This window comes from Halocynthiibacter namhaensis (genome assembly GCF_000812685.1).
GTDB classification, from domain to species: domain Bacteria; phylum Pseudomonadota; class Alphaproteobacteria; order Rhodobacterales; family Rhodobacteraceae; genus Halocynthiibacter; species Halocynthiibacter namhaensis.
This window is the reverse complement of record NZ_JWIF01000027.1, coordinates 46,643-60,873: the sequence shown is the minus strand read 5'-3', so window position 1 is coordinate 60,873 and position 14,231 is coordinate 46,643. Positions and strand designations below refer to the sequence as shown.

The window sequence follows — 14,231 nt, the reverse complement described above, 5'->3', positions numbered from 1 at the left end:
CGCCTTCTTAATCTAGCCAGCCAACAACGCCGCAAGTTCATCAACACTTGCGGCGTTTTGCATTTCCCGCGCGGCCTCTGCCAATTTCGCAGCCGTCCCTGCACCTACCAGGTTGGACAGTTTCACGTCTAACCGTTGCTCTAACGCGGCAATCGGTAAGGGGCTCGCCAGATCAAATTCAGCGTGATGCGCACGCCCATGAACATCCGTCACGATCACCTCGGCGGCGGTTTCTGCGATGTGCCCCACGAACTCCACATGAACTTTCGCGGCCATATCCATCGCATCGGCCTGAACACAAAATCCATCTTCAAATTGATCCGCACGCCCCGTAACACGCCCCAACAAGGCCATGGCAGTGGTCATACGGTAACTAAATTTCGCCTCAAGCCCCGTGGTCGCGACCGCAATATTGCATACACGGGCCCAGCGCGGATTGGTGCGAATATCGACGCGCGCAACGTCATCTGTTCGCATCCCAGCCTCAGCCAAATGCAAAGCCTCCAACGCCGCATGCGTGCCATGACAGCAAGCGTGAAATTTATGTGACACCGATTCTGTCACCCAGACCTCACCAAGATCATCAAACGCAGACATATCAGCAATGCCCGCATGGGTATCACCAAACCCTTGAACACATTCCAAACCATCCAAGCGAGAGGTGAAGCCAAGTGCGGCCAGCGTCACCGTTTCAATCGCATTTGACGCTGCAAGCCCTGCATTATAAGGCTTTCCCATGGTGCCAAACTGGCTTTTCAAGCCACTGGCCCGCGTCGCGCAAATCCCCAAAGCATGCTGCATTTGTACAGCAGTCAAACCGATCAATCGCCCACAGGCCAATGTCGCGCCAAAACTGCCAGCCGTCGCGGTTTGATGAAATCCCGCTTCATAATGACCGCGCCCCAACCACGCGCCGATGCGCGCACTGGCTTCAAAGCCAAGCGCTGCGGCCTCCATCATCTGCGCACCAGGCAGATTGCGTTCCTGTGCAATGGCCAAAACCGCCGGAAAGATGACAACAGATGGATGCCCGATGTGGAGGAAATGCGTGTCATCGAAATCAAGCGCATGCGAGGTCGCGCCATTCACCAAGGCTGCCGCGCGGGCAGGTGCAACACCGCCCCCAAACACAACCGACGCACCCGCGCCTCGCTCAGCCAAAATCATGTCCCGTGTTATTTTCGCGACGGGTTCATTCACCCCAGCAAGGCCACAGGCAGCCCAATCCGCAAGTGACAAACGAATGATTTCGCATGTGCGTTTTGAGGGGGCAATCTCGCCGCTTGCAAATTCCGCCAACCGTGTGCTGATACCGTGCATGATGCATTCCCGAATAATTTTCATCAATATGCCCATTTGAGTGACGCTGCGCAAACAATTTACGCCGCCTTTGCAAATATCGGACACATTAACTGGCCTTAAATTGAGTTTTGTCTGGCCCTAATGAATTCTCTTCTTTAAGGCCAAACTTCATGCTTAAGATTTGCAGCAATGCAACGCAAAAGATTCGCTCTTATCCAGAGCCCCAGCCCGCAAGGAGTTCACCTCATGAATGACCTGTCTGATGTCATCGAAGCCGACCGCGCCCATGTATGGCACCATCTAACCCAGCATAAACCACTGGAAACCAACGATCCACGTATCATCGTGGAAGGCAAAGGCATGCGCGTTTGGGATCAATCCGGTCGTGAATTCCTTGATGCTGTTTCTGGCGGTGTTTGGACCGTCAACGTTGGCTATGGCCGCACCGAAATCGCGGATGCCGTGCACGCACAACTGGTAAAAATGAACTATTTCGCCCAAAGCGTTGGTTCCATTCCCGGTTCTGAATTCGCGAAGAAGCTGATCGAAAAAATGCCCGGCATGAGCCGCGTTTATTACGTGAACTCTGGGTCTGAAGCGAATGAAAAAGTCTTCAAAATGGTGCGCCAGCTGGCCCATAAACGCAACAATGGCACAAAAACCAAGATCTTGTACCGTGACCGCGATTATCACGGATCCACCCTTGCGACCATGTCCGCTGGTGGCCAAGATGAACGCGTTGCACAGTTTGGCCCATTGGCCCCTGGCTTTGTGCGCGTTCCACATTGTATGGAATACCGCGCGCAGTGGGATCTGACTGGTGCTGAATACGGCCGCAAAGCCGCTGACGCCATCGAAGAAGTCATCCTGCGTGAAGGCCCTGAAACCGTTGGTCTGCTGTGCCTTGAGCCAGTGACAGCTGGTGGTGGTGTGATCGAAGCACCCGAGGGCTATTGGGAACGCGTTCAAGAGATCTGCAAAAAATACGAAGTCCTTCTACACATCGACGAAGTTGTTTGTGGCATGGGTCGTACCGGCAAATGGTTTGGCTATCAGCATTACGGCATCAAGCCTGATTTCGTGACCATGGCGAAAGGCGTTGCTTCCGGTTATTCCGCGATTGCGATCACTGTGACCACTGAAGAAATCTTTGACATGTTCAAAGAAGATCCATCCGACAAGATGAGTTACTTCCGTGATATCTCCACCTTTGGTGGCTGTACGGCTGGCCCTGCGGCGGCGCTTGCAAATATGCAGATCATTGAAGACGAAAACCTGCTGGAAAACACCACAAAAATGGGCGAGCGGATGCTTGCGAACCTCAATAAACTGGCTGAAAAGCACAGCATTATTGGTGATGTGCGTGGCAAAGGTCTGTTTGTCGGTGCTGAACTTGTGAAGGACCGTGAAACCAAAGAGCCAGCTGAAGAAGCCAAAGTAGGGGCAGTTGTTGCCGCTTGTAACGCCCGTGGCGTGATCATTGGCGCGACAAACCGGTCCGTTCCAGGCTTCAACAACACCCTGTGTTTCAGCCCAGCTTTGATCGCAACTGCAGATGACATCGACCAAATCTGCAACGCGGTGGACGAAGCCCTAACCGAAGTCTTCGGCGGCTAACACGCCCAATAGCGTAAACGACAGACGGCCACGCAGGATTGTGTGGCCGTTTTCACACCCCCCTGTCCCCTCTCGGGTTTGACAGATCACCCTTTGTCTGGCCTTATAGCCAGATACAGACGGATAGAGCCAGTTCCATGCCCATCTCTGAAGAAACCTTTTTCCTGGACCCGCGTTTTGAAGGCACACTTCAAAGCCAAATTCAGCAATTGGTTGCCGAAGGCATCCTGTCGGGGCGTTTCCAACCCGGTGAAAAACTACCATCTTCACGTAAACTCGCCAGTCACTTGGGGGTCAGCCGCATCACCGTGACGCTGGCCTATAACGAATTGATCGCGGACGATTATCTGACCTCTGCCGGGCGTTCGGGCTATTATGTGTCCCATTCTGCCCCGCCCCCGCCTGAAATCCCGCAGAACCGCAGCAACGACACCGTTGATTGGACCCGCGCCATTGGCCAAAGCTATTCCGGGGTGCGCCAGGTCGACAAACCGTCAAACTGGGGCGCCTACTCCTACCCGTTCGTCTACGGCCAAGCCGATCCCACATTGTTCGACCAACAGAACTGGCGCCTCTGCGCCCTACAGGCCCTCGGCAAAAAAGATTTCACATCACTGACGGGCGATTTCGCAGATCGTGACGACCCAAAACTGGTTGAATTCATCGCACGCCACACTTTACCGCGCCGTGGAATATTGGCACGCCCCGAAGAGATTCTGATCACAGTTGGCGCCCAAAACGCCCTATGGATCACTGCGCAACTGCTGCTTGGTCAGCGCCGCAAGGCCGTTTTTGAAAACCCGTGTTACCCTGGCCTGCGCGAAGTTTTGGGCCAGACCCGTTGCCACCTTGCCCCTGTAGATGTTGATGAAAAAGGGCTTAATCCAGACATGTTGCCCGATGATCTGGACGTGCTTTTTGCAACCCCCAGCCACCAATGCCCAACGACAGCAACCATGCCAATTGAACGCCGCCGCGCCCTGCTTGAAAAAGCGCGCGCCGATGATTTCCTGATCGTGGAAGATGATTACGAATTCGAAATGTCATTCCTCACAACCGCGTCGCCCGCGCTTAAGTCCTTGGATGAAGATGGGCGTGTGATCTATGTCGGGTCCTTCTCAAAATCACTATTTCCAGGCTTACGCCTTGGCTATCTCGTTGGATCAGAAGCCTTTATTCGCGAAGCCCGTGGATTACGTGCGACCATGCTGCGGCATTTGCCTGGCCATATTCAACGCACTGCCGCTTATTTTCTATCGCGCGGCCATTACGATGCATTGGTGCGCCGCCTACGTCTTGCACTGCATGAGCGCCGCGAAGTTATGGACCGTGCCATTCGCTCGCAAGGGTTGGAAATCGCAGGGGCAGCGCAATTTGGTGGTTCATCCTATTGGATGGCCACACCACCAGGCGTTAACATTGATGATCGCATGGATGCCCTCAAAGCGCGTGGCGTGTTGGTTGAGCCTGGCATTCCCTTTTTTGAGGAACCCGAACAAGGCCAAGGGTACTTCCGCCTAGCGTATTCATCAATTCCTGCCAACCGGATCACCGATGGCATTCGCATTCTTGCTGAAGAACTTCGCAAATAGACCCCGAAATCCATTCTGGACTTAATTTCGAATACATCTGGCCCTAATACCTAAGTCCTGCGACACGTATTCATAGAGACACAGTAACCCCGTGATTCACGGGACACATTCCGTGAAACCCGCCCGCTCACACGGCCTAATACGGCCCGAACTACAGGAAGTAATCCCATGAAAATGACCACCGAAGAAGCTTTTGTCAAAACGCTACAAATGCACGGTATTGAACACGCTTTTGGGATCATTGGCTCTGCCATGATGCCAATTTCCGATATTTTCCCGAAAGCGGGCATCAGCTTCTGGGATTGCGCCCATGAGGGTTCCGGCGGCTTTATGGCTGACGGCTACACCCGTGCGACCGGAAAAATGTCCATGATGATCGCGCAAAACGGCCCAGGCATCACAAACTTCGTGACCGCCGTGAAAACCGCTTACTGGAACCACACACCTTTGTTGTTGGTGACGCCACAGGCTGCGAACAAAACCATCGGCCAAGGTGGCTTCCAAGAAATGGAACAGATGCGCATGTTTGCGGATTGTGTTTGCTACCAAGAAGAAGTGCGCGACCCATCCCGCGTTGCCGAAGTTCTGAACCGTGTGATCATGAACGCAAAACGTTCATCGGCCCCTGCACAGTTGAACATTCCACGCGATATGTGGACCCAGGTTGTCGACATCGTTCTGCCAGCAATCGTTGAGTTCGAACTGCCTTCCGGCGGAGAAACCGCGGTATCTGAGGCTGCCAAACTGATTTCTGAGGCGAAAAACCCAGTGATCTTGAACGGCGCGGGCGTTGTTCTGTCAGCTGGCGGTATCGAAGCGTCAAAAGAACTGGCCGAACGTCTTGATGCGCCTGTTTGCGTTGGCTACCAGCACAATGACGCGTTCCCTGGCAACCACCCATTGTTTGCCGGTCCTCTCGGCTATAACGGTTCAAAAGCTGGCATGGAATTGATCAGCAAGGCTGACGTTGTTCTGTGTCTTGGCACACGTTTGAACCCATTCTCTACCCTGCCAGGTTACGGCATGGAATACTGGCCGTCAGATGCGAAGATCATCCAAGTTGACATCAACCCTGATCGCATCGGCCTGACCAAAGCGGTTTCCGTTGGCATCATCGGTGATGCGGCGAAAGTTGCAAAAGGCATCTTGGCACAACTGTCTGACACCGCAGGCGACGCAGGCCGTGACGCGCGCAAAGCAACCATCGCGCAGACCAAATCTGCATGGGCACAGCAACTGTCTTCCATGACCCACGAAGAAGACGATCCAGGCACAAACTGGAACGAACGTGCACGCGGCGACAAACCAGATTGGATGTCCCCACGTATGGCTTGGCGCGCAATTCAATCTGCTCTGCCAGTTGAAGCGATCATCTCTTCCGACATCGGCAACAACTGTGCGATCGGCAACGCTTACCCAAGCTTTGAAGAAGGCCGCAAATATCTGGCACCTGGTCTGTTTGGCCCATGTGGCTATGGTCTGCCTTCTGTTGTTGGCGCGAAAATCGGTTGTCCTGATGTGCCTGTTGTTGGCTTCTCTGGTGACGGTGCCTTCGGTATTGCTGTGACAGAATTGACCGCGATTGGCCGCAGCGAATGGCCCGCCGTGACCCAAATTGTGTTCCGCAACTACCAATGGGGTGCGGAAAAGCGCAACTCAACACTGTGGTTCGACGATAACTTTGTTGGCACAGAACTGGACCAACAGGTTTCTTACGCCGGCATCGCCAACGCATGTGGCCTAAAAGGCGTTATCGCACGCACAATGGACGAATTGACCGCAGCATTGGCACAGGCCGTGATTGACCAGAAAGCGGGCATCACCACCCTTATTGAGGCCATGATCAACCAAGAACTGGGTGACCCGTTCCGTCGTGACGCAATGAAGAAACCAGTGGCCGTTGCTGGCATCTCTGCCGACGACATGCGCCCACAGAAAGGCGCCTGATCAAATGACTGGACGTGATGTGATGACCCCGGTTGAACTTTTGCGCTCGCATAAGCTTGCAACACGTCCGGTGATTTCCTTAAGCGAAGGCAGTGATCCCCGCATTATCGCGGGGGCGCTGGCCGCCCATAAGCTGGGCCTTGTGAATGTCATTCTTGTCGGGGATGAAGCAGAAATTCACGCAGGCCTTGCCACGCAGGATTTGCCCCTTGCCGACGGCATTGAAATTCACGACCCAAAGACTTCCCCCCTGACAGAGGCATTCGCCGCGCAATTCCACGAGATGCGCAAACACAAAGGCGTTGATGCGGATAAAGCCCGCGTGGCTGTCCAAACACCACTTGTTTACGCCGCAATGCTTGTGCGCGAAGGCCATGCGGATGGCACGCTTGGGGGCGCAGTTCACACCACATCCGATGTTGTGCGCGCCGCAATCCAGGTGATCGGCGTTGCCCCAGATGCCGCAATGATTTCCAGCTTTTTCCTGATGTTCCCACCTGAACAAGCGATGCCAGACGCGCGTGCTATGGTCTATTCCGACGGTGGCCTCGTAATTGACCCAAGCGCTGATGATCTGGTGTCCATCGCCCAGCAATCCGCGACATCCGCCCAGGCGCTTTTGCAGGTAGATCCCAAAATCGCCATGCTCAGCTTTTCCACACGGGGCAGCGCCAAACACCCGATGGTGACCAAAGTTTCCACCGCAACCCAGGCTTTGCGCAAAGCCCGCCCTGACCTTCAGGTTGATGGCGAATTGCAATTCGACGCGGCCTTCGTCCCTGAAATCGCCACGCGCAAAGCGCCGGATTCAGATGTCGCGGGCCTCGCCAATGTCATGATCTTCCCGAACCTAGACGCGGGCAACATCGCCTATAAAATCACCCAACGCTTGGGCGGTTACGCAGCCATTGGGCCCATCCTGCAAGGGGTCGCAAAGCCTGCAAATGACCTGTCACGCGGGTGTTCGGCCCAGGATGTAACTGAAATGATCGCCGTGACCGCGTTGCAGGCCATGCAAAAAAGTAACCCAGCCACAAAGACCCCGCTAGAATAATAATCCAAATTAGGGTTTAACAGCAGAATAATAGCCAGAGCCTCTCTCGCCAACAGGATACCACATGACGCATCATCAGCCGCAGATTGACACCTCACCCAAAGTTTCCGATGAGATCCGCAAAACCACCTGTTACATGTGTGCCTGTCGCTGTGGAATTAACGTCCATATGAAAAAAGACGATGAAGGCGAAATGCGTGTCGCCTATATCGAAGGCAACCGCGACCACCCTGTGAACAAAGGCGTGCTTTGCGCTAAGGGTTCTGCCGGGATCATGCAGATCAACGCGCCATCCCGCCTGAAGGCCCCTTTGAAACGCGTTGGCCCACGTGGTTCTGGTGAATTCGAAGAGATTTCCTGGGATGAAGCGTTAGAGATTGCCACAGGGCATCTGTCCCGCATCCGCGAAACCAACCCTGAAAAGCTGGCATTTTTCACGGGCCGCGATCAATCCCAAAGCTTCACCGGTTTCTGGGCGCAGGCTTACGGCACACCAAACTTTGCAGCCCACGGTGGGTTCTGTTCCGTCAATATGGCCGCCGCTGGCATCTACACCATGGGTGGGGCGTTTTGGGAATTTGGCCAACCAGATTGGGATCGCAGCAAACTGTTCATGCTGTTTGGCGTTGCCGAAGATCACGATTCAAACCCGATCAAAACCGGTCTGGCCAAGCTGAAAGAACGCGGCGCGAAGATCATTGGCGTCAACCCAATTCGTACGGGTTACAACGCAATTGCTGATGAATGGGTCGGCATCACGCCTGGTACTGATGGTTTGTTCATCCTGTCGCTGGCGCATGAATTGCTGAAAGCCGGCAAGATTGACCTGGAATACCTGACCCGTTTCACCAATGCTCCTGTGCTTGTGAATGGCGATGAGACATCCGATGAATTCGGCCTGCTTCTGCGCGACAAAGACGACAAGCTTCTGGTCATTGATCGGGCAACCGGCAAGCCTACGGCCTTTGACAAAAAAGGCGTAAAGCCTGATCTGGCGGCAACCCACACCGTAAAAGACGTAACCCATCGTCCAGTGTTCCAACACCTCGCTGAACGCTATATGTCCGATGAATATGCACCGGAAGCCGTCGAAGAACGCTGCGGTGTTCCCGCAGGTCGCATCCGCGCAATCGCCGCCGAACTTGCCCGCGTCGCCTTTGACGAAGCCTTTGAAATTGAACAAGAATGGACCGATTTCCGCGGTGAAAAACACAAGACCATGACAGGTCGCCCCGTGTCTTTCCACTCCATGCGCGGGATCTCAGCCCATTCCAATGGCTTCCAAACCTGCCGCGCTTTGCATGTGTTGCAGATCCTTCTGGGCACGGTTGAGGTGCCTGGTGGTTTCCGTTTCAAACCACCATACCCTAAACCTGCGGAAGCCCACCCGAAACCCCACTGCAAAGTCACCCCTGGTGCCCCTTTGAACGGCCCGCATCTGGGTTACGTACAAGGGCCGGATGACCTGATGCTGAAAGAAGACGGGTCCCCCGCGCGCATCGACAAAGCCTATACTTGGGAAAACCCGATGTCGGCCCACGGCCTTATGCATATGGTGATTTCCAACGCCCACGCCGGTGATCCTTACAAGATCGACACGCTGTTTATGTATATGGCGAATATGTCTTGGAACTCTTCCATGAACACCAAAGGTGTGATGGAGATGCTGACGGACAAAGATGAAAACGGTGATTATGTCATCCCGAACATCATCTATTCTGACGCCTATTCCTCGGAAATGGTGGCCTATGCCGATCTGATCTTGCCGGACACGACTTATTTAGAACGCCACGATTGTATTTCGCTTTTAGATCGCCCGATCTGTGAAGCGGACGCCGCCGCCGACGCCATTCGTTGGCCGGTGATTGAACCTGACCGCGATGTGCGTGGCTTCCAATCTGTGCTGTGTGATCTTGGTGCGCGGCTGCACATGGCCGGTTTTGTGAATGAAGACGGCAGCGCGAAATACAAAGATTACGCCGATTACATCGTCAATCACGAACGCAAACCTGGCATCGGCCCGCTTTCCGGTTTCCGTGGCGAAAATGGCGATGAATTTGGCCGTGGTGAAGTGAACCCGGATCAGATGGATCGCTATATTGAGAACGGTGGTTTCGCCGTGCATCACATCCCGGAAGAGGCCGCTTTTTACAAGCCTTGGAACATGGCCTATCAGGATTGGGCCGTCAAAACCGGCATCTATGACGCGCCGCAACCCTACCTGTTTAACCTCTATGTTGAACCTTTGCGCAAGTTCCAACTTGCTGCCGAAGGTCACGGCCATCGTCAGCCACCAGAACATCTGCGCGAACGCATTAAGGAAACCCTGGATCCCCTGCCCGTTTGGTACGCACCCTTTGAAGATGATAATGTCGACACCGAGGAATTCACAGTTCATGCCCTGACACAACGCCCCATGGCGATGTATCATTCTTGGGGCACGCAGAACGCTTGGCTGCGTCAGTTGCATGGGCGTAACCCTATGTATTTGCCAACCAAGATCTTTGCCAAACATGGTTTTGAAGATGGTGATTGGGCGAAAATCTCATCCGCCCATGGTGAAATCACGGTGCCTGTCGCCCATCACGGCGGGTTAAACGACAACACCATCTGGACATGGAACGCGATCGGCAAACGCAAGGGCACTTGGGCGCTGGACGAAAAAGCACCAGAGGCCACCAAAGGCTTCCTGTTGAACCACCTCATCCACGAACTTCAGCCGCCAAAAGGCGATGGTCTGCGTTGGGCGAATTCTGATCCAGTCACGGGTCAAGCCGCTTGGTTTGATCTGCGCGTCAAAATCGAAAAGGTCGACGGCCCACCCGAGAACAGCCAACCTGATTTCGACCCCATCAAATCCCCTGTTGGCAAGGGTCCTGAAAACCTCGCATGGAAGGTGGGCAAATGACACAACTTCCCGCACAAACCACCCGTAAACTTGGCCTGGTCATCGACCTTGATACCTGTGTTGGCTGTCATGCTTGCGTGATTTCTTGCAAAGGTTGGAACACCGAAAACTATGGTGCGCCCCTCTCGGATCAGGATGCTTATGGCGAAGATCCATCTGGTACGTTCCTAAACCGGGTCCATAGCTTTGAAGTCAAACCAGAAGCAACCCCGGCCCAAACCATTCACTTCCCGAAATCATGCCTGCATTGCGACGACGCGCCATGCGTGACCGTCTGCCCAACAGGTGCCAGCTATAAACGCGTGGAAGACGGCATTGTTTTGGTCAATGAAAAGGACTGCATCGGCTGTGGCCTTTGCGCCTGGGCCTGCCCATATGGCGCACGTGAACTCGATAAAGCCGCAGGTGTGATGAAGAAATGCACCCTTTGTGTGGATCGGATTTACAACGAGAACCTCCCCGAGGAGGACCGCGAACCCGCATGCGTGCGCACCTGCCCCGCAAATGCGCGTCACTTTGGTGATTTCGCGGATCCCGAAAGCAACGTATCTAAACTGACCCGCGCGCGTGGCGGTATGGATTTGATGCCTGAACTTGGCACGAAACCCGTGAACAAATACCTTCCCCCACGTCCCAAAGACACAATGGACGAAATCGACATTCTGGCCCCCCTGCTTGCGCCTGTTGCCACTGAAACCAAAGGTTTCCTTGGTTGGCTTGATAAAGCTCTGGAGAAACTCTGATGCATCCGGCACCCTCTGTAATCCTCTTCACCGCCCTTTCGGGTCTCGGCTTTGGCCTTCTGGCATTTTTGGGCATGGGCCTGCCTGATGTCACGGGTTGGGTCGCCTTTGTCTTCTTCTTTATCGCCTTCGCCCTGTCGGTTGGCGGGCTGCTGGCCTCAACCTTCCACCTGGGCAATCCCAAGAACGCCATGAAGGCCTTTAGCCAGTGGAAAACCAGCTGGTTGTCACGTGAAGGCTGCCTTGCAGTGGCGTCTCTGATCTTGATGGGCCTCTATGCAATCGGCGTGATCTTCTTTGACACAAAGCTTACGCAAATCGGCTGGATCGGCGCCTTGCTTAGCATTGGCACAGTCTTCACAACCTCAATGATCTATGCACAATTGCCAACCATTCCACGTTGGAACCACCCGCTGACCAGCGCCTATTTTCTGTCCCTGTCCATCGCGGGCGGGGCCTTATTGGCAGGCCAAGCGACAGCCGCAGGTGTGTTGCTGTTGATCGCAGGCGCAGTTCAATTGCTGGCATGGTTTGATGGTGACAAACGCTTTGCCCAACGCGGCCACACGATTGAAACCGCAACGGGTCTTGGTGATATAGGCAAGGTTCGGATGTTTGAGCCACCCCACACGGGCACCAACTATCTGCTGCATGAAATGGTCTATATGGTTGCTCGCAAACACGCGCAAAAGCTGCGGATCATCGCCATGGTATTCATGGTAATCCTGCCAGCCGCCATACTGTTGCTGCTGCCTAGCAACCACATGTTGGCCCTGATCGCTGTGATCAGCCACCTTGGCGGCCTGTTTGCGTCACGTTGGTTGTTCTTTGCAGAAGCCGAACACGTCGTCGGCCTGTATTACGGCCAACGCTAAATCAGCGCGCGACCCCGTTTTATTTCAAATAAAACGCCCCGGAAACTTTCAAAGTTTCCGGGGTCTTTTTCGTTCAGTCACGCCAGTCAAAGAACCCTTTGGGCGCGGCGGCAAGCAGGCGCTCGCCCAAAGCACGCCCCAATTCAGCACCCTCAGAAATTGGCGCAATACCTTCTTCACACATTTTTTCTGATCCATCCGGGCGCAAGATCTCGCCGCGCAGGTGGATTTGATCCCCCACCAGAACCGCCAAAGCCCCAATCGGGGTTTCACAAGACCCATCCAAGGTCATCAAGAACGCACGTTCCGCCGCAAGCCGTTGCCCGGTCTCACTGTTGTGGATCGCATTCAGCATTTCCTGCGCACGGGTATCATCCAGACGCCGTTCAATCCCAATCGCGCCTTGGGCAACGGCGGGCAGCAGGTCATCAACCTCAATCGCGGCTTTCGGCACATCCAACCCCAAACGGTTCAACCCAGCCATCGCAAGGAAAGTCGCATCCGCAACATCATTCCCCAGTTTCTTCAACCGCGTCTGCACATTGCCACGAAATTCAACCACATTCAGATCAGGACGGGTATTCAACAACTGCGCCCGACGCCGCAGGGACGATGTGCCAACGGTTGCACCCTTTGGCAAATCCGCAATACCCGCGTATTTCAGCGACACAAAAGCATCGCGCACATCTTCACGCGGCAGATAGCAATCAAGGATCAGCCCCTCAGGCTGCACCGTCGGCATGTCTTTCATCGAATGCACAGCAATATCAATGCCACCGGACAACAACGCCTCTTCGATCTCTTTGGTGAACAGGCCCTTATTGCCGATTTCCTTCAAGGGACGATCCGCATCAATCAGCTGACGATTGTCGCCTGATGTTTGGATCACGCAGATCTCAAATGCATCTTCCACCAGATCGAACGCCGCCATCAACCGCGCACGGGTTTCATACGCCTGCGCAAGGGCCAAGGGTGATCCACGGGTGCCGATTTTCAGCGGTGAAGCGGGGGTGGGGAGTGTCAAAGTCATTCCTCCATTTAACCCCGAAAACACCCACTGACAATGGCCTGGATGCGGGGCGCGACAGTTGTTCACTTGACATCACGCCGCACAGGCGTGAGGCAGGGAGAAACCAAGAAAGGCGCATATCATGGCACAGCAAAAAACCATCCTGAAAGCACTTGCAGGCGAGACGCAAGAAGTCCCCCCAATTTGGATGATGCGCCAGGCTGGGCGGTATCTGCCCGAATATCGCGCAACACGTGCCCAGGCCGGTGATTTCCTGTCGCTTTGTTACAACCCAGAACTCGCGGCAGAGGTCACATTGCAGCCCATTCGCCGCTATGGCTTTGATGCCTCCATCCTATTTGCAGATATTTTGCTTATTCCACAGGCCCTTGGCGCTGATCTGTGGTTCGTCACCGGCGAAGGCCCGCGCCTGTCCACCATTACATCCATGGAAGGCGTCGATGCCCTGCGCCCGGTGGGTGAGATCGACGCGACCCTATCGCCGATCTATGAAACCGTGAAAATCTTGGCGTCTGAACTGCCCAAAGAAACCACATTGATCGGCTTTGCGGGCGCGCCCTGGACCGTGGCGACCTATATGATCGCGGGCCGTGGCACACCGGATCAAGGCCCGGCACATCTGTTGAAAAACGAAAACCCCGCAGCTTTTGACGCGCTCATGGCGAAGATCACGCAAGCAACCATCGAATATCTTGCCGCGCAAATTGAGGCCGGGGCCGAGGTTGTCAAACTGTTCGACAGCTGGGCGGGTTCTCTGAAAGGCGCTGATTTCCAACGCTACGCGCTGCAACCTGCCAAGGAAATCATCACGGCCCTGAAGGCACAATATCCCAACACACCCGTCATCGCTTTCCCACGTGAAGCGGGCGCGGGCTATATCGGTTTCGCCAAAGCCACAGGTGCGGATTGCCTGGCGATCGACAATTCCATCAGTGCGGAATGGGCGGCTGAAAACCTGCAAACTGATGGCTGTGTTCAGGGCAACTTGGCGTCAAAGCACATGGTCACAGGCGGGGACAAACTGGTGTCTGAAACCAAACGTATCTGCAAAGCCCTGAAAAATGGTCCGCATATTTTCAACCTTGGTCACGGCATCACACCAGACGCCGATCCCGACAATGTGCAGCGCATGATCGACGCCGTGCGCGAGGGGTAATCATTCC

The 14,231-nt window shown here is 54.5% G+C and carries 10 protein-coding genes; 8 read left to right on the top strand and 2 right to left on the bottom strand.

The genetic code is table 11. From position 1 onward, the window contains the following. Positions 1-12: 12 nt before the first annotated feature. Positions 13-1,320: an MmgE/PrpD family protein gene (locus tag RJ38_RS05195; RefSeq protein ID WP_039017859.1), complete on the bottom strand. Its 1,308-nt coding sequence runs from the start codon at positions 1,318-1,320 to the stop codon at positions 13-15. A 228-nt stretch (positions 1,321-1,548) separates the two neighbouring features. Between RJ38_RS05195 and RJ38_RS05190 the strand changes: the two genes are divergently transcribed. The 7 genes from RJ38_RS05190 (at position 1,549) to RJ38_RS05160 (ending at position 12,038) form a co-directional block, all read left to right on the top strand. Continuing rightward, positions 1,549-2,919, top strand: a complete 1,371-nt coding sequence (locus RJ38_RS05190; RefSeq protein ID WP_039017837.1) for an aminotransferase family protein — start codon at positions 1,549-1,551, stop codon at positions 2,917-2,919. A 137-nt stretch (positions 2,920-3,056) separates the two neighbouring features. Then, positions 3,057-4,511, top strand: a complete 1,455-nt coding sequence (gene pdxR, locus RJ38_RS05185; RefSeq protein WP_039017836.1) for a MocR-like pyridoxine biosynthesis transcription factor PdxR — start codon at positions 3,057-3,059, stop codon at positions 4,509-4,511. Positions 4,512-4,679: 168 nt separating this feature from the next. Next, complete coding sequence (gene xsc, locus RJ38_RS05180) at positions 4,680-6,458, top strand: sulfoacetaldehyde acetyltransferase (protein ID WP_039017835.1); 1,779 nt, start codon at positions 4,680-4,682, stop codon at positions 6,456-6,458. 4 nt (positions 6,459-6,462) lie between these two features. Then, the gene (pta, locus tag RJ38_RS05175; RefSeq protein WP_039017834.1) at positions 6,463-7,512 is read left to right on the top strand and encodes a phosphate acetyltransferase; all 1,050 of its coding nucleotides are present in this window, start codon (positions 6,463-6,465) and stop codon (positions 7,510-7,512) included. Between the two features lie 64 nt (positions 7,513-7,576). Further along, positions 7,577-10,420, top strand: coding sequence for a molybdopterin oxidoreductase family protein (locus tag RJ38_RS05170; RefSeq protein WP_039017833.1), 2,844 nt, complete (start codon positions 7,577-7,579; stop codon positions 10,418-10,420). Further along, on the top strand, positions 10,417-11,163 hold the full coding sequence (locus RJ38_RS05165; protein ID WP_039017858.1) for a 4Fe-4S dicluster domain-containing protein: 747 nt from the start codon (positions 10,417-10,419) through the stop codon (positions 11,161-11,163). Before RJ38_RS05170 ends, RJ38_RS05165 begins: the two co-directional genes overlap by 4 nt. Beyond that, positions 11,163-12,038 (top strand): dimethyl sulfoxide reductase anchor subunit family protein, encoded by an 876-nt coding sequence (locus RJ38_RS05160; protein WP_039017832.1) that lies wholly within the window; start codon positions 11,163-11,165, stop codon positions 12,036-12,038. The genes RJ38_RS05165 and RJ38_RS05160 overlap by 1 nt, the downstream gene beginning before the upstream one ends. A gap of 73 nt (positions 12,039-12,111) precedes the next feature. Here RJ38_RS05160 and hemC read toward each other — a convergent pair whose 3' ends face one another. Then, positions 12,112-13,068, bottom strand: coding sequence for a hydroxymethylbilane synthase (gene hemC, locus RJ38_RS05155; RefSeq protein WP_039017831.1), 957 nt, complete (start codon positions 13,066-13,068; stop codon positions 12,112-12,114). 121 nt (positions 13,069-13,189) lie between these two features. On the opposite strand from hemC, the gene hemE reads away from it, so the two are divergent. Continuing rightward, the gene (hemE, locus tag RJ38_RS05150; protein WP_039017830.1) at positions 13,190-14,224 is read left to right on the top strand and encodes a uroporphyrinogen decarboxylase; all 1,035 of its coding nucleotides are present in this window, start codon (positions 13,190-13,192) and stop codon (positions 14,222-14,224) included. The last annotated feature ends 7 nt before the right edge of the window (positions 14,225-14,231 follow it).